Below are 19,105 nucleotides of genomic sequence, written 5' to 3'. Positions count from 1 at the left end.
CTGCAAGCAAGAAAAAGGCGCCTGATGGCGCCTTTTTGCTCGTTATCTCGTCCGCATTGATGGCATGACTCAGGGCGAGAGCGGCTCGCGGTGATACTCGGCGCAGCCGCATTCGGGGCAAGTATCGAGCTGCTGGGGATGCAGCACGGTATGGCGCCAGCCACACTGGTCGCACACCATGACCCCGAGCCCTACCCAGTCACCCGCCTCATAGACGCCCTTGTGCTCCAGCTCGTCGGCCAGCTCGCGCCACTCCACCTGGGCGCGGTCGGTCACATCCGCCAGCCAGGACCAGGCGGTGTCTTTGAGGGCCAGCATAAAGGCAGACTCTTCCACCTGCGCACTATCGTCATGGCGCCCCTCGTCATAGTTGCCCAGATCCCGCTTCACGTACTCGGCGATCAGCGCCAGTTCGTCCTGAGTCAGGTCGCTGGCCGCCTCCAGATAGGCCTGCACCTTGGCAATCATCCGGTTGAGGCGCTCCCCCTGGAACTCTTCAGTCTCTTGCCACTGTTTTTGCAGCTCGGCAATGAAGGCTTCGTACCCTTTTTGACGTTTGTCCATGGCTCTAACTCCTCTACTAAACCCTGATCTGGCCCGGCTTAAGGCCCAAGGGACGCTGGCGGTTGTTGCCGCCGCAGGATATGGGTATTCTATTGCGATTTCCCAGCTGATTTATCTATTCATTTCACAGATCCGGATGTCACCAATGCAAGAGCAATACGTTCCCCAATCAATCGAACCAGCAGTGCAAAAGCACTGGGATGCCAAGAAAACCTTCAAGGCCGTGGAGAAGGTAGACAAGGAGAAGTTCTACTGCCTGTCCATGTTCCCCTATCCGTCTGGTCGACTACACATGGGGCACGTTCGTAACTACACCATAGGTGATGTGATCTCCCGTTATCAACGCCTCAATGGCAAGAACGTGCTGCAACCCATAGGTTGGGATGCATTCGGTCTGCCGGCCGAGAACGCCGCGATCAAAAACAATACCGCACCGGCGCCCTGGACCTACGAAAACATCGAATACATGAAGAACCAGCTGAAGATGCTGGGTCTGGGTTATGACTGGGATCGTGAAGTCGCCACCTGCAAACCGGATTACTACCGCTGGGAGCAGTGGTTCTTCACCAAGCTCTACGAGAAGGGTCTGGTCTACAAGAAGACCTCCTCCGTCAACTGGTGCCCGAACGACATGACAGTGCTGGCCAACGAGCAGGTTGTCGACAACTGCTGCTGGCGCTGTGACACCCCGGTGGAGCAGAAAGAGATCCCCCAGTGGTTCATCAAGATCACCGACTACGCCGAAGAGCTGCTCAGCGACATCGACAATCTGGAAGGCTGGCCGGAGATGGTCAAGACCATGCAGCGCAACTGGATTGGCCGCTCCGAAGGGGTCAACATCAGCTTCGCTATCGAGGGTCAGGCTGAGCAGCTGGAGGTCTACACCACCCGTCCGGACACCTTCATGGGCGTCACCTATGTTGGTATCGCTGCCGGTCACCCGCTGGCGCTGCAAGCAGCCCAGAACAATCCGGAGCTGGCCGCCTTTATCGAAGAGTGCAAAAACACCAAGGTAGCCGAAGCCGAACTGGCCACCATGGAGAAGAAGGGCATGGCCACCGGCCTCTACGCCATTCACCCGCTGGATGGCCGCAAGGTACCGGTCTGGGTCGCCAACTTCGTACTGATGAACTACGGCACCGGCGCCGTGATGGCAGTTCCGGCTCACGATCAGCGTGACTTCGAATTCGCCACCAAATATGGCCTCGACATCAAGGCGGTGATCAAACCGGTTGATGGCGACGTCGACGTGAGCGAAGCGGCTTACACCGAGAAGGGCGTGCTGTTCAACTCCGGCGAGTTTGACGGTCTCGACTTCCAGGGCGCTTTTGACGCCATCGCCAACAAGCTGGAAGCGCTCGGCCACGGCAAGCGCACCGTCAACTTCCGTCTGCGTGACTGGGGTGTCTCCCGTCAGCGTTACTGGGGGGCCCCTATCCCGATGCTGACCCTGGCTGACGGCACCGTCGTGCCGACGCCGGAAGATCAACTGCCGGTGCTGCTGCCGGAAGATGTGGTGATGGATGGTATCCAGAGCCCGATCAAGGCCGACGCCGAGTGGGCCAAGACCACTTACAACGGTCAGGAAGCGTTCCGCGAGACCGATACCTTCGACACCTTTATGGAGTCCTCCTGGTACTACGCGCGCTACTGCTCCCCGGACTACGACAAGGGCATGCTGGATCCGGCTGCTGCCAACCACTGGCTGCCGGTGGATCAGTACATCGGCGGTATCGAACACGCCTGTATGCACCTGCTCTACGCCCGCTTCTTCCACAAGCTGCTGCGTGACGCGGGTCTGGTCAACAGCGACGAGCCGTTCAAGCGCCTGCTCTGCCAGGGCATGGTGCTGGCTGACGCCTTCTACTACAAAGACGAGAAGGGCGGCAACGTCTGGGTCAGCCCGACCGACGTCAAGGTAGAGCGTGACGAGAAGGGTCGCATCACCAAGGCCATCGACAACGAAGGCCGTGAGGTAATGCACTCCGGTATGACCAAGATGTCCAAGTCCAAGAACAACGGCATCGACCCGCAGCTGATGGTCGAGCGTTACGGCGCCGATACCGTCCGTCTGTTCATGATGTTCGCCTCTCCGGCAGAAATGACGCTGGAGTGGTCCGACTCCGGCGTAGAGGGTGCCCAGCGCTTCCTGCGTCGCCTGTGGCGCGTCACCTTCGAACACGTTTCCGGTGGCGCCGTTGCCGCACTCGATGTAGCTGCTCTCACCAACGAGCAGAAAGCGGTACGCCGTGAACTGCACAAGACCATCGCCAAGGTAAGCGATGACGTGGGTCGCCGTCAGACCTTCAACACCGCCATCGCCGCCATCATGGAGCTGATGAACAATCTCTCCAAGCTGGGCAACGACGAGCAGGACCGCGCCCTGATGCAGGAAGCGCTGGAAGCTGTGGTAGTCATGCTCTACCCCATCACCCCGCATATCGGCTTCGAGCTGTGGAAGATGCTGGGCAAGGGCGATGACATCGATCACGCTGCCTGGCCGGTGGCCGATGAAGTGGCCATGGTCGAAACCGAGAAGCTGGTGGTGGTACAGATCAACGGCAAGATGCGCGGCAAGCTGACCGTGCCAGCCGAGATCAGCCAGGCCGACGTCGAGAAGCTGGCGATGGCCGATGCCTCCGTCCAGAAGTTCACCGACGGGCTGACCGTGCGCAAGGTGATCTATGTACCAGGCAAGCTGCTCAATATTGTCGCTAACTGATCGGTTGCCAACTGATGTCATACCATTTGGCGACCTTGGCTGACTGTGTGGCCACTCATGGGTAACGACGTACCGGCCCATGACAGCTCAACATTGTCGCTAACTAATTGGCTGCCAACTGATCATTGCCAATCTGTGACAGCAAACGGATGATAACGGCGGGCCTTGCGCCCGCCGCTTTCCCTTAATGCAAAGAGGATTTTCTATGGGCACCATCTTCACCCGCTGGATGGCCATCGTGCTGGCTGGTCTGCTGCTGCAAGGCTGCGGCTTTCATATGCGCGGCAACGGCATTCCGAGCGAGCTGATGACCATGAAGGTCGTGGGCGACAACAAGAGCGACTTCTACCGGATGGTTACTACCCGTCTGAAAGCCTCTGGCGTGACCCTGGCCGACAAGGAGGGCATTCCGGTGCTCACTCTGGGCGGTGTAGGCAGCACCAGTCAGGTTGCCTCGGTCAACGCGCTGGGGACGGACACCGAATATGTGCTGGGCTTTGGTACCCAGTTCACCATCTCGGTACCGGGCAAGCCGACTCAGGTCTTCCCCATCAACTTCAACCGCAGCTTCCTCAACAAGCCGGATGCAGCGCTCGCCTCCTCCCGTGAGCAGGAGCAGCTCAACCGCGAAATGCAGGAGCAGGCGGCCAATCAGGTGATTCGGCAGTTGAGTCAGGTCAGCTTCTGATGCGGATCTACCCGGAACAATTTGGTGACCACCTCAAAGCAGGGCTTCGGCCCTGCTATCTCGTTTTTGGCGACGAGCCCCTGTTGCGACTGGAGGCCATCGATGCCATCCGTCAGGTCGCCCGCAAGCAGGGTTTCGATGAACGCCACACCTTCGTGGTGGAACAGGGGCTGGACTGGAATCAGGTCTACGATGCCTGTCAGGCCATGAGCCTCTTCTCCGCCCGCCAGATCATCGAGCTGGAGCTGCCCGCCAAGGTGGACAAGGATCTGGCCGCCCGCATCAGCGAAATTGGCAAGCAGCTTCATCCCGACCTGCTGCTGGTGCTGAGTGGCGGTCGCCTCAACCAGACCCAGATAAAGGCAGCCTGGTTCGACAAGCTCTACCAGATTGGCACCTATGTGCCGGTCAACCATCCGGAGCCCAAGTTCTTCCCGCGCTGGATGAGTGCCCGCTTTGCGCGTTTCGGCCTCAAGGCGCTGCCGGATGCCATCAACTTCATGTGCCACTCCTACGAGGGCAACCTGCTGGCCGCCAGTCAGGAGATCGAGAAGCTGACCCTGCTCTCGCCGCCCCAGCCCATCAGCGTCACCTATCTGCAAGAGACCATTATCCGCCACGCCCACTTCACCCCGTTCCAGCTGGTCGATACCCTGCTGGAGGGCAAGGTGAACCGGGCCCAGCGCATTCTGGCCGCCCTGCGGGCCGAAGGCACCGAGCCAGGGATGCTGGCCTGGACCCTCTGCCGCGAGCTGGAACAGCTAACCGAGCTGTCGCTGGCGATGCGCAACGGCCAGCCGCTGGGTGAGCACTTCAGCCGCCTGCGCATCTGGCAGAGCCGCCAGCAGCTCATTCAGCAAGCACTGACCCGCCTGCCGTTTGCCAAGTTGCAGCAACTGTGGCAACTGATGGCCCAGCTGGACGATGCCCAGCGCCGCTTCGATACCGAACAGGCGTGGCTGATGCTGCAGACCATTGCCCTCGGCTTTCGTGATGGCACCCCGCTGCCGCTGGTGATGGAGAACAGCCCGTGCTGAAGGCGCCCATTGGCCTGCTAGGGGGCACCTTCGACCCCATCCATATCGGGCATCTGCGCCCGGCCATCGAGGCGCGCGATGCCCTCGGGCTGGCCGAGATGCGGCTGATCCCGAACCATATCCCGCCCCACCGCGCCAATCCGTTCTGCTCCAGCGAACAGCGCCTCGCCATGGTCAGACTGGCGGCGGCGGAGAACCACCACTTTGTGGTGGATGAGCGGGAGCTGATGCGGGATAAACCCTCTTACACCATCGATACCCTGATCGAGCTGCGTCATGAACTGCCCGATACGCCGCTCTGTTTTCTGATGGGGATGGATTCCCTGCTGAGCCTGCCAAGCTGGCACCGCTGGCAGGAGCTGCTCGACTATGCCCATCTGGTGGTGAGCGTGCGGCCGGGCTGGCAACCGGAGTATCCGGCCGAAGTAGCGCTGCTGCTGGCGCGCCATCACACCACTGACGCCAGCGCGCTGCACCAGCGTCTGGCCGGCCATATCTGGCTGGCGGACAACCAGCCCATCGAACTGTCAGCCACCCGGCTGCGGGCCCTGCTGGATGCGGGGCAAGACACCCGCTACCTCTTGCCCGAGTCGGTTGCGCACTATATTGATCAACAGGGGCTCTACCGCGCCAATCGCCGCTAGCCCCTGTCGTAATCCCGCCCCACCCGATGGGAAACGGGAGTGACCATGATATAATCCGCCGCCCTGACGCAAACGCTGCGCGCCGGAACAGAGGAGAGACTCATTGCAAGGCCAAGAACTGCATGCCTTTATCATCGACAAGATCGATGACATGAAAGGCCGCGACATCATCACCCTCGATGTACGCGGCAAATCCAGCATTACTGACACCATGATCGTCTGTTCCGGCAACTCCAGTCGTCACGTCAGCGCCATTGCCCACCATCTGGCCAGCGAGGCCCGCCACGCGGGTCTCGATCTGCTGAGCGTGGAAGGGCAACTGAGCGGTGAATGGGTATTGGTAGATATGGGCTCGGTGATCGTGCATGTGATGCAGGATGAACATCGTGACTTCTACCAACTGGAAAAGCTGTGGAGCGGTGCCGCTCAAGTGAATACGCAATAAGAGCACAAGTGTAACGACCATGAAGATCCAGTTGATTGCGGTGGGCACCAAGATGCCCGCCTGGGTAGAGCATGGCTTCGAAGAGTATCGTCGCCGTTTCCCGAAAGACATGCCGTTTGAACTCGTCGAGATTGGCGCCGGCAAACGCGGCAAAAATGCCGACATTCCCCGCATCCTGCAGAAGGAAGGGGAAGCCATGCTGGCGGCCGCAGGCCGCTCGCGTATCGTCACCCTCGATATTCCGGGCAAACCCTGGACTACCGAGCAGCTGGCTACCCAGCTGGAAGCGTGGAAACACGATGGCCGCGATGTCGCCCTGCTGGTCGGCGGGCCGGAAGGCTTGTCCCCCGAGTGCAAGGCTGCCGCCGAACAGAGCTGGTCGCTGTCACCGCTCACCCTGCCCCATCCGCTGGTGCGGGTACTGGTGGCCGAGAGCCTCTATCGGGCCTGGAGCATCACTACAAATCACCCGTATCACAGAGAGTGAACAATGCAGTTCCTGCTGTTATTGCCCCCAAGGGTCTTGAGGTAAAGGCATGCTGAAACAACGCATCGAAATGCGCGATCACAGTGCCGAGGGCAATCTGTTCTTCCGGCGCACCCTGGTAGCCTACATCGGCATCGTCGTGCTGATGCTGGTGCTGCTGGGCAATCTCTATTATCTGCAGGTCGAGTCCTACGACACCTACCAGACTCGATCCAACTCCAACCGCATCCGTGTAGTCCCGGTGGCGCCGCCACGGGGCCTGATCTATGACGCCAACGGCGTACTGCTGGCGGAAAACCGCCCAGTCTACAGTCTGGAAATCGTACCGGAAGAGACCACGGATCTCGAAAAAACCGCCGACCAGCTGATCACCCTGCTGGGGCTGCCGGAAGGCACCAAGGAGAAGTTCCTCGCCGAAGTGAAGCGCCAGCGTCGCTTCAAGCCGGTCGCCCTCTACGAGAAGCTGACCGAGTATCAGGTGGCCCTCTTCTCGGTCAACCAGCACAACTACCCGGGCGCCAGCATCGAGGCTTACCTGAAGCGCTACTACCCGTTTGGTGACACCCTCACCCATGCGCTGGGCTATGTGGCCAAGATCAACACCCGCGATGTGGAACGCCTCGACAAAGAAGAAAAACTCGCCAACTACGCGGCCACCAAGGATATCGGCAAGCAGGGGGTGGAGAAGTATTACGAGGATCAGCTGCACGGCGTGGCGGGCTATCAGGAGGTCGAGGTGAACAACCGCGGCCGGATTGTCCGCACCCTCAAGTTCCAGCCGCCCATTCCCGGCCAGGATATCTACCTCAATATCGACGTCCGGATGCAGCTCAAGGCCCAGCAACTGCTGGCCGGCCAGCGCGGTGCCATCGTGATGATGGACCCGAGAACCGGCGCCATCCTGGCCCTGGAGTCGAGCCCGAGCTACGACCCCAACCTGTTCGTGACCGGCATCTCCAGCGCCAACTACTCGGCGCTGCTCAACGATCCGGCGCGGCCGCTGGTGAACCGCACCACTCAGGGCATCTATGCCCCCGCCTCCACCGTCAAACCCATGATGTCCATCATGGGTCTTAACGAGGGGGCTATCACTCCCGGCTACCGCTATTTTGGTGGCCCGAGCTTCTCCATTCCCGGCACCACCAAGAAGTTCCGCGACTGGCGCAAGTGGGGCCACGGTTGGCTCGATGTCTATCGCGCCATTGAGGTCTCGGCAGATACCTACTTCTACGATCTCGCCTATCGGGTCGGCATCGACAAGATCCACAACTACATGACCAAGTTCGGCTTCGGTCAGTACACCGGCGTCGATCTCTATGAAGAGACCAAGGGGGTCATGCCGTCTCGCGACTGGAAGATGGCCCGCTGGCGCCAACCCTGGTATCAGGGTGACACCATCTCTGTCGGTATCGGTCAGGGCTACTGGAGCGCCACCCCGCTCCAGCTGGCCAAGGCGATCAGTATCCTGACCCAGAACGGCCACGACGTGACCCCGCACCTGCTCAAGAGCACCGCCTCCCAGGCGGGGGTGGTCGATGCCCCCATCAACCCCAATATCGCCCTCAAGCTCAAGAGCGATAGTTACTGGAAAGTGGCGCAGGAGGGGATGTGGCGGGTGAACCAAGGCAAGGAAGGGAGTGGTCGCCACGCCTTTGCCAATGCCCCCTATACCTCCGGTGGCAAATCTGGCACAGCCCAAGTGGTCAACATGAAGGAAAACCAGGTCTATAACATCAAAACCGTCAAGGCGGAGCATCGCGATAACGCCCTGTTCGTCGCTTACGCCCCCTTTGAGGCGCCAAAAGCGGTGGTAGCACTGGTGCTGGAAAACTCCATCGGTGGTGGTGGTGGCCGGGCGGCATCGCCCATTGCACGCCAGATGCTGGATGCCTATCTGCTGCCCCCTGATCCGCAACTGCCACCGGCACCGGAAAAGCCGTCCCAACCGAGTGAGGTCGCCCCCCATGAGTAATTCAGCTCGCCAGCAGAGTATCTGGTACAAGCTGCATATCGACTTGCCCCTGCTGCTCGGTCTGCTGGCCGTGATGACCCTCTCCATGGTGGTGCTCTACTCCGCCTCAGGTCAGGATATCGACTCCATCGTGCGCCAGCTGGTGCGCGGCGGCCTCGCCTTTGCCCTGATGATTGGCATGGCCCAGCTGCCGCCCTCCCTCTACGCCCGCTGGTCGGTGCCGCTGTTCGCCGTGGTGGTGCTGATGCTGATTGCGGTGGACGTGTTCGGCCACATCGGCAAGGGGGCCCAGCGCTGGCTCGATCTCGGCTTTATGAAGTTCCAGCCCTCCGAGGTGATGAAGCTCTCCATGCCGATCATGGTGGCCGCCTGGCTCAGTCGCCACTCGCTGCCCCCCAAGTTCAGCCATGTGGTGATCGCCCTCATCATGGTGCTGCTGCCTACCCTGCTGATCGCCGCCCAGCCCGACCTTGGCACCTCCATTCTGGTGGCGGCCTCCGGCTTCTTCGTCATCTTTCTGGCGGGACTCAGCTGGTGGCTGATCGGCTTGGCGGTCATGTTGATGGTCGCCTTTATGCCGGTGCTCTGGTTCTTCCTGATGCACGACTACCAGCGCCAGCGGGTGCTGATGCTGCTCGACCCGGAGAAAGACCCGCTCGGCCGTGGCTATCACATCATCCAGTCCAAGATTGCCATCGGCTCCGGCGGCGTCTTTGGCAAGGGGTGGCTGCAAGGGACCCAGTCCCAGCTGGAGTTTCTGCCCGAACGCCACACCGACTTCATCTTCGCGGTATTTAGCGAGGAGTTCGGGCTGGTGGGGGTTGCCCTGCTGCTGGTGCTCTACCTCTACGTCATCAGCCGCTGCCTGTTTATCTCGATGCAGGCCCAGAACAGCTTCGAGCGACTGCTGGGTGGCGCCATCACCCTCACCTTCTTCGTCTATGTGTTCGTTAACATGGGCATGGTGAGCGGCATCTTGCCGGTGGTGGGTGTTCCCCTGCCGCTGGTGAGTTATGGCGGTACCTCCATGGTGACCCTGATGGCCGGCTTTGGCATACTGATGTCCATCCAGACTCATAGAAGACTGCTCGCCTGATGAGACGGGTTGGATTGCTGCTCTCTCTCGCCGCCTCGATGGCGACCGCTGCCGTGGCGCCGGATCGCTTGGCCCTGCTCGCCGAGCAGCAACAGGTGCCGCTGGCGGCGTTGCAGGCCGCCGTCGCCCGCGCCCAGCTACGGCAGGAGGTACTCGACACCATCAGCAAGCCGTGGGAAGCCAAACCCTGGCATCGCTACCGGCCGCTGTTCGTTACCCCTGATCGCATCCGTGACGGGCAGCAGTTCTGGCAGCAGCATGCGGCGGTGCTGGCCCGCGCCGAGCAGACCTATCGGGTGCCCGCCTCGCTCATCGTGGCCATCATCGGGGTCGAGACCTTCTATGGTCGCCAGATGGGCCGTCATCCGGTGCTCGATAGCCTCTACACCCTGGGGTTTCACTACCCCGAACGCAGCGACTTCTTTGCCAAGGAGTTCGCCCAGCTGGTGTTGCTGGCAAGGGAAGAGGGCTGGTCGCTGGAGCGCCTCAAGGGCTCCTATGCCGGCGCCATGGGAATGGGGCAGTTCATGCCCTCCAGCTACCGCCACTACGCCGTCGATTTTGACGGCGATGGCAAACGGGATCTGTTTGCCAACCCGGTCGATGCCATCGGCAGCGTGGCCAACTATTTTGCCAGCCACCAGTGGCGCTGGGGCGAATCCGTGGTGGAACCGGCCCAGATCGGGCTGATGGCAGTCGAACCTTTTCTGAGATCTGAGCCCGAGCTTACACAACAGTGGTCAGAACTGGCGGCGGCAGGGATTGAGCTCGCCACGCCGCTGGCCCCACAGACGCCGGTCAAGTTACTGGCGTTTGCCCAAGCCGATGGACCGGAATACTGGGTCGCACGGCATAACTTTTATGTGATCACCCGCTACAATCGCAGCCCACTCTATGCGATGGCGGTGTATCAACTTAGCCAAGCCATTCAGGAAGCGTATGCATCTTCGTCACAAACTCCTCCCGCTCAGCCTGAGCTTGTTGCTGGCCGCCTGTAGCAGCCAGCCGGAACAGTCCGCCCCCGTCGAGCCGCAAGCACCGGTCAGCAAGCCACCCGTTATCGAGATCCCGCAAGCCACCGGCGCCATTCCGCGCCCCGAGCCCCTGAGTGCCAGCGGCAACCGGGACTACTGGATCGGCAAGCAGAAAAACGAGGTGTGGCGCGATATCAAGCACTACAGCGAAGAGGGCACCGCCAGCTGGCTGTCGCCGGATCTGGACGGCCAGAAGACCGCCAACGGCGATGTTCTGGACAGCAAGCTGTTCAGTGCCGCCCACCGCAACCTGCCGATCCCGAGCTATGTGCGGGTCACCAATCTGGACAACGGGCTGGAGACGATCGTGCGGGTCAACGATCGCGGCCCGTTCAACAGCCCTAACCTGATCGATCTCTCCTACGCGGCCGCAAAGCAGCTGGAGATGGTCGATAGCGGTGAAGCGCGAGTACGGCTGGAGCTGATCAACGACACCCCGGATCAGATGGTGATCATGGAGCCGATGAAGCCCATCGAGATGACCCCGACCACCCCGGCCGCAGCAGCCTCCAACACCCTGTCACAAGATGGCTTCCTGGGTGAACCGACCGCGCTGGCGATGGCCACTCCCGCCGCCGACCCCGCGCCTGCGCCCGTCAAGGCGCCAACGGCCAAGCCCGCCCAAGCGGCACCGGTCAAACCAGCGCCAGCCAAGGCTGCAGCGCCCGCCAGCAGTGGTGATGGCAAGATGATCCAGGTATTGGCCAGCGGCTCCCGGGAGCGGGCCGAGGCGATGGGCAAGGTGATGACCCTGCGTTACGGCGTGCCCTACCGGGTCGATGCCCATGGTGCCATTTTCCGGGTGCTGATTGGCCCGGTCGCCGCCGACCAGCAGGCAAGTGTGCTGGAAAAAGTTCGTCAGGGCGGGCTGGAACAGGCCTTTATCGTGCCCTGAACGCCCCCTTTTGCCGCGGATGTGACTAACCGCTTACTCACTGTCATCACGTCGTTTTATGGCGTGATGACAGGGAGTGATGGATAAAAAACCAGTTCTGATCGCCATGTCGGGCTATAACCTGCGGGCGCATCTGGTATAGTTAGGCCCGCATTTTATCCCCATCTGGCTCGCAGGAATTTCAAGATGTCCAAATTTGCCCGTTCAGTTCTTCTGGCCTCACTGATCAGCGTAACCGCCCAGGCCAATACGCCGGTGCCGACACCGACCCCGAATGCCATGCCCATGGTGGTACCCGCCGCGCCGGAGATCTCCGCCAAGGCCCATATTCTGATCGACTACTACTCCGGTCAGGTGCTGGCCGAGCAGAACGCCGAAGAGCGTCTGCCGCCCGCCAGTCTGACCAAGATGATGACTTCCTACATCATCGGCCAGGAGCTGCTGAAGGGGAACATCAAGCGCACCGACATGGTGACCATCAGCCAGAACGCCTGGTCCAAGAACTACTCCGACTCCTCCAAGATGTTTATCGAGGTGGGCAAGCAGGTCTCCGTCGATGACCTGAACAAGGGCATCATCATCCAGTCTGGCAACGACGCCTGCGTCGCAATGGCCGAATTCCTGGCAGGCAGCACCGACTCCTTCGCCAGCCTGATGAACAGCTGGGCCGCCAAGCTCGGCATGAATGACAGCCACTTCATGAACCCGCACGGTCTGGATGCGGAAGGTCACTACAGTACCGCTCACGACATGGCTCGTCTGGGTCAGGCGCTGATCCGCGACCTGCCGGAGGAGTACAAGATCTACTCCCAGAAATCCTTCGTGTTCAACGGCATCACCCAGCACAACCGTAACCGCCTGCTGTGGGATCAATCCCTGCAAGTGGATGGCATCAAGACCGGCCACGTCAGCCAGGTCGGCTATAACCTGGTCTCCTCTGCCACCAACAACGAAGGCATGCGCCTGATCGCCGTGGTGCTGGGCGCCAGCAGCGAAGGTTCCCGCGCCGCCGAGAGCAAAAAACTGCTCACCTACGGCTTCCGCTTCTTCCAGAGCCTGACCCCGTACAAGGCTGGCACCGAGCTGGTCACCCAGAAGATCTGGATGGGCGACAAGTCTGAAGTGAAACTGGGCGTCGACAAAGATGTCTCCGTACTGGTCACCCGCGGTCAGGGCAACAACCTGAAGGCTGACTTCCAGCTCGACAGCGAGCTGAAAGCGCCGCTGGCCAAGGGTCAGCGCGTCGGTACCGTGTTCCTGAAGCAGGGCGACAAAGAGATCAAGCAGGTGCCGCTGGTTGCCCTGGAAGAGGTGCAGGAAGGTGGCTTGATGAGCCGTCTGTGGGACTACCTGGTACTGCTGGTCACCAGCTGGTTCAAGTAATCCGACGCACAATCCTCACCAAACAGCGGCGCCAACAGGCGCCGCTGCTGTCTGTGACCGGCAAAGGCAGTGAATAACCCTGTAAACTGCAGGTTCCGCCTTACCCTGATTTGTGGTAAAAAGCAGCACTTCCATCCTTGTCTGACCGATCCTGGCCTTGATCCCGGTTCGGGCAGCGCCCATATAGTTATGAGCCGTGCCCATATAGACTTGAAATGGCGGCCTTCACGGGCCATCGGCCACTAGCCATCCAAGATGAAGTCATCCCGTTGATGACGCAAAAGGTGAGTAAATGAATACCAAGTTTGATGAACTGCTGGAGTTTCCCTGCAAATTCCCGTTCAAGGTGCTCGGCGTTGCCGACCCGGCACTGCCGGAAAGGGTGGTTGAAGTGCTGCAGCAGCACGCCCCCGGCACCTATAGCCCGACAGTCCAGCCCAGCTCCAAGGGCAACTACCACTCGGTCCGCGTGACCGTGACGGCCCAGAGCAAAGAGCACATCGAAGCGATGTACCACGCCCTTGGCAAGATCGAGCTGGTGAAATACGTACTGTAATTTCTCTCTCGCCCCGTTCTGCGGGGCGACTGTTTTTGGCCGCAGCACGCCGCGAGGACGCCATGTCATCCCAGATCCCCGCCCAGTCCAGCCTGATTGTCAGGCAGCTGGGTCGCCGCCCCTACCAGCCGGTATGGGACGCCATGAAAGCCTTCACCGACAACCGCACCCCCGACACCCCGGACGAGTTCTGGGTGGTCGAGCACGATCCCGTCTACACCCAGGGTCAGGCCGGCAAGGCCGAACACCTGCTCAATCCGGGCAATATCCCGGTGGTGCAGAGCGATCGCGGCGGTCAGGTAACCTATCACGGCCCGGGCCAGCTGGTGCTCTACGTACTGGTGGATGTCCGCCGCTGCAAATTCTCGGTACGCGAGCTGGTGACCGCACTGGAGACAGCCATCATCAACACCCTCGCCAAGAGCGATATCCAGGCCTATGCCAAGGCCGATGCCCCCGGGGTCTATGTGAAAAATGATCTCGGCATGGAGGCCAAACTGGCCTCGCTGGGGCTGCGCATCCGCAAGGGGTGCTCGTTCCACGGGCTGGCCCTCAACATCAACATGGACATGACCCCCTTCCTGCACATCAATCCGTGCGGCTATGCGGGCATGGCCATGACCCAGACCAGCGCCTTGGGCGGCCCGCAAAGCGTGGCCGAGGCGCAATCCATTCTGGTGGCCGAACTGGCCAACCTGATTGGCTATCAAACGATCATCAATACCGAAGAAGCAGCATGAGCAACCCCATGCCGTGCAACCATGAGGGCTCCGAGCAGACCCTGATGGCTACCAACCAGACAATAACAAACACCGAGAGTGAATCATGAGCAAACCCGTTCGTATGGAGCCGGGCGTCAAGCTGCGCGATGGCGACAAGATGGCCCTGATCCCGGTGAAATTCATGCCGGATCCCAACGAAGAACTCCTTCGCAAGCCGGACTGGATGCGGATCAAGCTGCCCCCCTCCAGCCAGAAGATCGAACACATCAAGAGCACCTTGCGCAAGAACAAGCTGCACTCTGTCTGTGAAGAGGCCTCCTGCCCCAACCTGGCGGAGTGCTTCAACCACGGCACCGCCACCTTTATGATCATGGGCGCCATATGCACCCGCCGCTGCCCCTTCTGCGACGTGGCCCACGGCCGCCCGCTGGCGCTCGATCCGGAAGAGCCGAAGAAACTGGCACTCACCATCAAGGAGATGGGGCTCAAATACGTGGTGATCACCTCGGTGGACCGCGATGACCTGCGCGACGGCGGTGCCCAGCACTTCGCCGACTGTATCAAGCAGATCCGCGAGCACAGCCCGCAGACCCGCATCGAGATCCTGACCCCGGACTTCCGTGGCCGGATGGAGCAGGCCCTTGAGGTATTCCGCGACACCCCGCCGGACGTCTTCAACCACAACCTGGAAACCGCGCCGCGCATGTATCGCGTCGCCCGCCCGGGTGCCGACTACAAGTGGTCGCTGGAGCTGCTGCGCCGCATCAAGGAGATGCACCCCCATGTACCGACCAAATCCGGTGTCATGATGGGTCTTGGCGAAACCAACGAAGAGATCGTCGAGGTGCTGAAAGATCTGCGCGCCCACGGCGTCAACATGCTGACCCTGGGTCAGTATCTGCAGCCGAGCCGCCACCACCTGCCGGTGAAGCGCTACGTGCCGCCTGCAGAGTTTGACGAGCTGAAAGATGTCGCCATGGCGCTGGGCTTTACCCACGCAGCCTGCGGTCCTTTCGTTCGCTCCTCCTACCATGCGGATCTGCAAGCCAAAGGCGAAGAGGTCAAATAACCTCGCACGACAGAGAGGTCAAGTAACCGCCTCCATTGCAATTAAAAAAGAGCGCCTTTTGGCGCTCTTTTTGTAGATATCCCTGACCGCTACTGCTTGATGTGCTCAGCAGCCGTTATCGAAGATCCCCTGCTGATGCCAGCGTTGCAGCTGGGCCAGCACCCGGGTCTCCCGCGCCGTCCATTGGGGACAGGGCCCCGCCAACTGGGTCTTGTTGGTCTGCAGCGCCTCGTCGAGGGCAAACCAGCCGGGCATGAAGCCGAGGCGGATCTCGTAGGGCTGCGGCTGCGGGGCCACCAGCTGATCGCCAATCCGGCACAAGTAGTAGAGCGAGCGGATGCAGTAGGCATCAAACCCCGGCTCGCGAGCGGCGCGGTATTCACGGGTCTCGCCAAGCAGAGCCCCTACTTCCACCAGTTCGGCACCGCACTCTTCCAGCAGCTCTCGGGCCAGCGCCACATGGTGGCTCTCCCCCGCTTCAACGCCGCCACCGGGGAACATCAGATCGCCGTTGACCCGGGAGTGCACCAGCAGCAGCTCGTCGCCTCGGGGCACCACGGCACGCACCGTGAGCCGCTCCAGGGTGCGGCCATCGGTGATTACCTCGCCATGAACGAAAGAGAGATCGAACGGATTGGGCCAGCAGCTGGCCGGGGAGAGCGTCGTCATCACTGCATCAGGGCCGGTAGTTGCCATGCTTGAGCTGCTCGACAATCTCGGCAGCCCGCACATCGTAGCCATCCTGCTCGGTCTTGCTCAGGGAGTGATAGATGCCAAAACGCTTGGCAGAGACCTCTGGCGCATCCTGAAACGACTCGCTCACCTTGCCCCACAAATAGGCCAGCCCGTACTGCTTCTGACCCATGTAGAGGGTGCTGAGAGAGGTGAGCATGCGACTGTTGACCTGCTCTCCCTCCCGATAGAGGGAGAGGCCGCGCTGCAGGGTGGCGATGGCCTTCTCGGGGTCACTCTTGGCGTAGATACCGCCGAGCGCCAGTTGCAGCTCCGGCTCGTCGAGCACCTTGGAACCTTCCAGCGCCATAAACTGCTGGCGGGCCAGCTCGTTAGTGTTGTTGGTCCAGTGCCAGAGCAGCAGATAGGGATCTTGCGAGTTGCGGGTGGCCACATCGAGCTGGGCCAGCTGATCCCCGGCCGCCAGCATCCCCTCCACCCGCGGGCTCTTCTGCTCGCGGGCATTCTTGTACTCGATGTTGGTGGAGCGCTCGGCACACTTGAGATAGCGCTCAAGGTTGCGCATCAGCTCGTACTTGCGCCGATCCGTCCCCTCCTCCTTGAGGTAGAAGCGGCTGCGAATGATGTCGGTACGCTCGTAGCGGCACCAGCCATCGTCTACCAGATCCTGACAGAGCTCGGGATGGTTGCTGCAAATATTGTGGATCCGGTCGTCATTGCAGCCCGCCACGACAAGGCCGACGGAAAGCATGATGAAAGTCTGTCGCAGGGGGAAATTGGCCATGGCTCACATCTTGTTGATAACGCAGTTGGTAACAACGGGAGCCTCGAGTGGCCACCTACGGCTAGCAAACCGGTTACATATCCATTACAATGCGCGCGCCATATAAGGCCGCGATTGCAGAATAATATAACGAAATATACACCCCTACACTGATCTGCATTCGACGAATTTTCTATTTACACCAACAACGTGAAATAAAGGATCTGGTCAATGACCCACGAGCACTACTTGCAAGCGTGGCAGGAGAGCCAGGAGCTCGCCGAAGCCATGCAGCCCTTGATTGGTCGCCTCTACCGACAACAAGGGGTCGAGATCACCCTCTACGGCCGCCCGCTGCAAAACGCCTCCACCATCGATATCCTCAAGGCCCACCGGGTCGTCCGCCGCCACCAGGGCGCTCCCCTCCCCATCCAGCAAAGCTTCCCCCTGCTCCAGACCATCGTTGCCCTCAAACCCACCGCCGCCGAGGTTGACCTTGGCAAACTGGCGGTCGGCTACTGGCAGGATCATCAGGATGAGGCGGGGATCGAGGACTATCTGCAAGCCAGACTGGCACCGGCCCTTGGCCGCAACCAGATGCCGCAAGCCACCGACGTGGTGCTCTACGGTTTTGGCCGCATCGGCCGCCTGCTGGCCCGCCTGCTGATCGAGCGTACCGGCGCCGCCAATCCGCTGCGCCTGCGTGCCATCGTGGTCCGTGGCGGTCGTGAAGGGGATCTGGAGAAACGCGCCAGCCTGCTACGCCGCGACTCGGTGCACGGCCCCTTCAACGGCTCCATCGAAGTGGATGTGGAGCGCAGCGCCATCATCGCCAACGGCACCTTCATTCAGGTGATCTACGCAAACAGCCCGGCCGATATCGACTACACCGCCTACGGCATCCACGATGCGCTGATCGTCGACAACACCGGCGTCTGGCGTGACGAGGCAGGCCTCTCCGAGCACCTCAAGGCACGCGGTGCCGGCAAGGTGCTGCTGACCGCCCCCGGCAAGGGGGAGATGAAGAACGTGGTGTTCGGGGTCAACCATGAGGTGATAGGGCCGGATGACAGGATCATCTCCGCCGCCTCCTGCACCACCAATGCCATCACTCCGGTGCTCAAGGTAATGCAGGAGCGGTACGGCATCCGCCACGGCCACGTGGAGACGGTCCACTCCTACACCAACGATCAGAACCTGATCGACAACTATCACAAGGGAGAGCGCCGTGGTCGCAGCGCCGCCCTCAACATGGTGATGACCAGCACCGGCGCCGCCAAAGCGGTGGCCAAGGCGCTGCCAGAGCTCAAGGGCAAGCTGACCGGCAACGCCATCCGGGTGCCGACCCCCAATGTCTCGCTGGCAATTATCAACCTGTCGCTGGAGCAGGCTACCGATCGGGAGAGCCTCAACGCCTATCTGCAACAGATGGCGTTAAGCTCGGCGCTCCATCGCCAGATCGACTTTAGCGCCAGCACCGAGCTGGTCTCCTCCGATATGGTGGGTTCCCGTTATGCAGGCATCGTTGACTCCCAGGCGACCATCGCCGAGGGGGATCACTGCGTGCTCTACGTATGGTATGACAACGAGTTCGGGTACAGTTGTCAGGTAGTGCGGGTGATGGAGCAGATGGCTGGCGTAGTCCGCCAGGATCTGCCGGCCTGATCCCGATTCGTCATGGCTCAATGTGCAAGGAGAAGGCCGGATGTCGTTTCAACAGGGTGAGTTTTTGCAAGCAATCAGGCAGATGCCACAAGAGGTGTACGAGCGGCTCAAGACTGCAGTCGAGCTGGGCAAGTGGCCCGATGGCAAGCCCCTCACCGACGAGCAGAAGGCCACATCGCTGCAAGCCGTGATGGCCTGGCAAGCGATGCACCTCGACAACCCGGAGCACATGAACATCGGCCGCGATGGCGAGATCGTGATGAAGAGCAAGAGCGAGCTAAAGAGGCTGTTTCGTGATGAGAATCAGCCGGTTGAGGAAGAGATAGTGCGGGTCAATCTCAACCACTGAGACCACTCGCCATCCCGTCTCGCGGCGGCCAGTCGAATAGCGATAGTGCGATACATAGTTCGATAAAGAGTGCGATAAATAGCAAAGAGGGGAGCCATCATGGCTCCCCTCTTTTTTCCTCTCTCTGCAGGGTGACTCATCCCCCTCATCCCCAGCCCTTCTCCCGCCGGGGGAGAAGGGAGCTGGCTTGCAGCCAGCGAAGAATAAGCGGGCCACCTGCCGATAATGCCGATCAGTTAAGGATCCATTGACCGATCCTCCTGATGTGTAAAAATCCGAAACCTGTTGATTTGGTTTCGGATTTTTTATGCGTATCTTCCA

The 19,105-nt window shown here is 60.6% G+C and carries 19 protein-coding genes; 16 read left to right on the top strand and 3 right to left on the bottom strand.

Translation table 11 applies throughout. The features are described from left to right. Positions 1-69 precede the first annotated feature (69 nt). Complete coding sequence (locus BN1115_RS20125; RefSeq protein ID WP_005335155.1) at positions 70-564, bottom strand: zinc ribbon-containing protein; 495 nt, start codon at positions 562-564, stop codon at positions 70-72. A 145-nt stretch (positions 565-709) separates the two neighbouring features. Between BN1115_RS20125 and leuS the strand changes: the two genes are divergently transcribed. From leuS to lipA, 14 genes are all read left to right on the top strand, one after another. Then, a complete protein-coding gene (gene leuS / locus BN1115_RS20120) occupies positions 710-3,286 on the top strand; it encodes a leucine--tRNA ligase (RefSeq protein ID WP_042658570.1) in 2,577 nt (858 codons plus the stop codon). Between the two features lie 205 nt (positions 3,287-3,491). Beyond that, on the top strand, positions 3,492-3,974 hold the full coding sequence (locus BN1115_RS20115) for an LPS-assembly lipoprotein LptE (RefSeq protein WP_005335160.1): 483 nt from the start codon (positions 3,492-3,494) through the stop codon (positions 3,972-3,974). Next, a complete protein-coding gene (holA, locus tag BN1115_RS20110) occupies positions 3,974-5,011 on the top strand; it encodes a DNA polymerase III subunit delta (RefSeq protein ID WP_042658569.1) in 1,038 nt (345 codons plus the stop codon). Before BN1115_RS20115 ends, holA begins: the two co-directional genes overlap by 1 nt. Next, positions 5,005-5,655, top strand: a complete 651-nt coding sequence (gene nadD / locus BN1115_RS20105; RefSeq protein ID WP_042658568.1) for a nicotinate-nucleotide adenylyltransferase — start codon at positions 5,005-5,007, stop codon at positions 5,653-5,655. The genes holA and nadD overlap by 7 nt, the downstream gene beginning before the upstream one ends. 103 nt (positions 5,656-5,758) lie before the next feature. Continuing rightward, positions 5,759-6,100: a ribosome silencing factor gene (gene rsfS, locus BN1115_RS20100; protein WP_033135359.1), complete on the top strand. Its 342-nt coding sequence runs from the start codon at positions 5,759-5,761 to the stop codon at positions 6,098-6,100. A gap of 19 nt (positions 6,101-6,119) precedes the next feature. Next, positions 6,120-6,587: a 23S rRNA (pseudouridine(1915)-N(3))-methyltransferase RlmH gene (rlmH, locus tag BN1115_RS20095; RefSeq protein WP_042658567.1), complete on the top strand. Its 468-nt coding sequence runs from the start codon at positions 6,120-6,122 to the stop codon at positions 6,585-6,587. A 49-nt stretch (positions 6,588-6,636) separates the two neighbouring features. Further along, positions 6,637-8,559 carry a penicillin-binding protein 2 gene (mrdA, locus tag BN1115_RS20090; protein WP_042658566.1) on the top strand — a complete coding sequence of 641 codons (1,923 nt, stop codon included), beginning with the start codon at positions 6,637-6,639 and terminating at the stop codon, positions 8,557-8,559. Next, on the top strand, positions 8,552-9,655 hold the full coding sequence (rodA, locus tag BN1115_RS20085) for a rod shape-determining protein RodA (protein WP_042061047.1): 1,104 nt from the start codon (positions 8,552-8,554) through the stop codon (positions 9,653-9,655). Before mrdA ends, rodA begins: the two co-directional genes overlap by 8 nt. After that, positions 9,655-10,653, top strand: a complete 999-nt coding sequence (mltB, locus tag BN1115_RS20080) for a lytic murein transglycosylase B (protein ID WP_042658565.1) — start codon at positions 9,655-9,657, stop codon at positions 10,651-10,653. Before rodA ends, mltB begins: the two co-directional genes overlap by 1 nt. Continuing rightward, positions 10,595-11,584, top strand: coding sequence for a septal ring lytic transglycosylase RlpA family protein (locus BN1115_RS20075; RefSeq protein WP_042658564.1), 990 nt, complete (start codon positions 10,595-10,597; stop codon positions 11,582-11,584). Before mltB ends, BN1115_RS20075 begins: the two co-directional genes overlap by 59 nt. Positions 11,585-11,770: 186 nt before the next feature. Then, positions 11,771-12,967: a D-alanyl-D-alanine carboxypeptidase family protein gene (locus BN1115_RS20070; protein WP_042061040.1), complete on the top strand. Its 1,197-nt coding sequence runs from the start codon at positions 11,771-11,773 to the stop codon at positions 12,965-12,967. A gap of 292 nt (positions 12,968-13,259) precedes the next feature. After that, on the top strand, positions 13,260-13,523 hold the full coding sequence (gene ybeD / locus BN1115_RS20065) for a DUF493 family protein YbeD (RefSeq protein ID WP_042061038.1): 264 nt from the start codon (positions 13,260-13,262) through the stop codon (positions 13,521-13,523). A gap of 62 nt (positions 13,524-13,585) precedes the next feature. After that, the gene (gene lipB / locus BN1115_RS20060) at positions 13,586-14,263 is read left to right on the top strand and encodes a lipoyl(octanoyl) transferase LipB (protein WP_042658563.1); all 678 of its coding nucleotides are present in this window, start codon (positions 13,586-13,588) and stop codon (positions 14,261-14,263) included. 85 nt (positions 14,264-14,348) lie between these two features. Beyond that, on the top strand, positions 14,349-15,314 hold the full coding sequence (lipA, locus tag BN1115_RS20055) for a lipoyl synthase (protein ID WP_042658562.1): 966 nt from the start codon (positions 14,349-14,351) through the stop codon (positions 15,312-15,314). 105 nt (positions 15,315-15,419) lie between these two features. On the opposite strand, the gene BN1115_RS20050 is transcribed toward lipA, so the two are convergent. After that, on the bottom strand, positions 15,420-15,983 hold the full coding sequence (locus tag BN1115_RS20050) for an NUDIX domain-containing protein (RefSeq protein ID WP_042658561.1): 564 nt from the start codon (positions 15,981-15,983) through the stop codon (positions 15,420-15,422). Positions 15,984-15,990: 7 nt separating this feature from the next. Further along, complete coding sequence (locus BN1115_RS20045; RefSeq protein WP_042061030.1) at positions 15,991-16,791, bottom strand: DUF2989 domain-containing protein; 801 nt, start codon at positions 16,789-16,791, stop codon at positions 15,991-15,993. A 210-nt stretch (positions 16,792-17,001) separates the two neighbouring features. On the opposite strand from BN1115_RS20045, the gene BN1115_RS20040 reads away from it, so the two are divergent. Continuing rightward, a complete protein-coding gene (locus BN1115_RS20040; RefSeq protein ID WP_042658560.1) occupies positions 17,002-18,435 on the top strand; it encodes a glyceraldehyde-3-phosphate dehydrogenase in 1,434 nt (477 codons plus the stop codon). Positions 18,436-18,475: 40 nt separating this feature from the next. Next, on the top strand, positions 18,476-18,784 hold the full coding sequence (locus BN1115_RS20035) for a YeaC family protein (RefSeq protein ID WP_042658559.1): 309 nt from the start codon (positions 18,476-18,478) through the stop codon (positions 18,782-18,784). The last annotated feature ends 321 nt before the right edge of the window (positions 18,785-19,105 follow it).

It is taken from the genome of Aeromonas allosaccharophila (assembly GCF_000819685.1).
GTDB lineage: Bacteria > Pseudomonadota > Gammaproteobacteria > Enterobacterales > Aeromonadaceae > Aeromonas > Aeromonas allosaccharophila.
This window is presented reverse-complemented; position numbering and strand designations above follow the sequence as displayed.

Bases quoted from the DNA above. Each gene is read 5' to 3' on its own strand.
- BN1115_RS20035 (WP_042658559.1), top strand. From the start codon at position 18,476: ATGTCGTTTCAACAGGGTGAGTTTTTGCAAGCAATCAGGCAGATGCCA.
- rodA (WP_042061047.1), top strand. From the start codon at position 8,552: ATGAGTAATTCAGCTCGCCAGCAGAGTATCTGGTACAAGCTGCATATC.
- ybeD (WP_042061038.1), top strand. From the start codon at position 13,260: ATGAATACCAAGTTTGATGAACTGCTGGAGTTTCCCTGCAAATTCCCG.
- lipA (WP_042658562.1), top strand. From the start codon at position 14,349: ATGAGCAAACCCGTTCGTATGGAGCCGGGCGTCAAGCTGCGCGATGGC.
- BN1115_RS20045 (WP_042061030.1), bottom strand. From the start codon at position 16,791: ATGGCCAATTTCCCCCTGCGACAGACTTTCATCATGCTTTCCGTCGGC.
- lipB (WP_042658563.1), top strand. From the start codon at position 13,586: ATGTCATCCCAGATCCCCGCCCAGTCCAGCCTGATTGTCAGGCAGCTG.
- mrdA (WP_042658566.1), top strand. From the start codon at position 6,637: ATGCTGAAACAACGCATCGAAATGCGCGATCACAGTGCCGAGGGCAAT.
- rlmH (WP_042658567.1), top strand. From the start codon at position 6,120: ATGAAGATCCAGTTGATTGCGGTGGGCACCAAGATGCCCGCCTGGGTA.
- holA (WP_042658569.1), top strand. From the start codon at position 3,974: ATGCGGATCTACCCGGAACAATTTGGTGACCACCTCAAAGCAGGGCTT.
- mltB (WP_042658565.1), top strand. From the start codon at position 9,655: ATGAGACGGGTTGGATTGCTGCTCTCTCTCGCCGCCTCGATGGCGACC.
- BN1115_RS20040 (WP_042658560.1), top strand. From the start codon at position 17,002: ATGACCCACGAGCACTACTTGCAAGCGTGGCAGGAGAGCCAGGAGCTC.
- BN1115_RS20075 (WP_042658564.1), top strand. From the start codon at position 10,595: ATGCATCTTCGTCACAAACTCCTCCCGCTCAGCCTGAGCTTGTTGCTG.
- leuS (WP_042658570.1), top strand. From the start codon at position 710: ATGCAAGAGCAATACGTTCCCCAATCAATCGAACCAGCAGTGCAAAAG.
- BN1115_RS20070 (WP_042061040.1), top strand. From the start codon at position 11,771: ATGTCCAAATTTGCCCGTTCAGTTCTTCTGGCCTCACTGATCAGCGTA.
- BN1115_RS20115 (WP_005335160.1), top strand. From the start codon at position 3,492: ATGGGCACCATCTTCACCCGCTGGATGGCCATCGTGCTGGCTGGTCTG.
- BN1115_RS20125 (WP_005335155.1), bottom strand. From the start codon at position 564: ATGGACAAACGTCAAAAAGGGTACGAAGCCTTCATTGCCGAGCTGCAA.
- BN1115_RS20050 (WP_042658561.1), bottom strand. From the start codon at position 15,983: ATGACGACGCTCTCCCCGGCCAGCTGCTGGCCCAATCCGTTCGATCTC.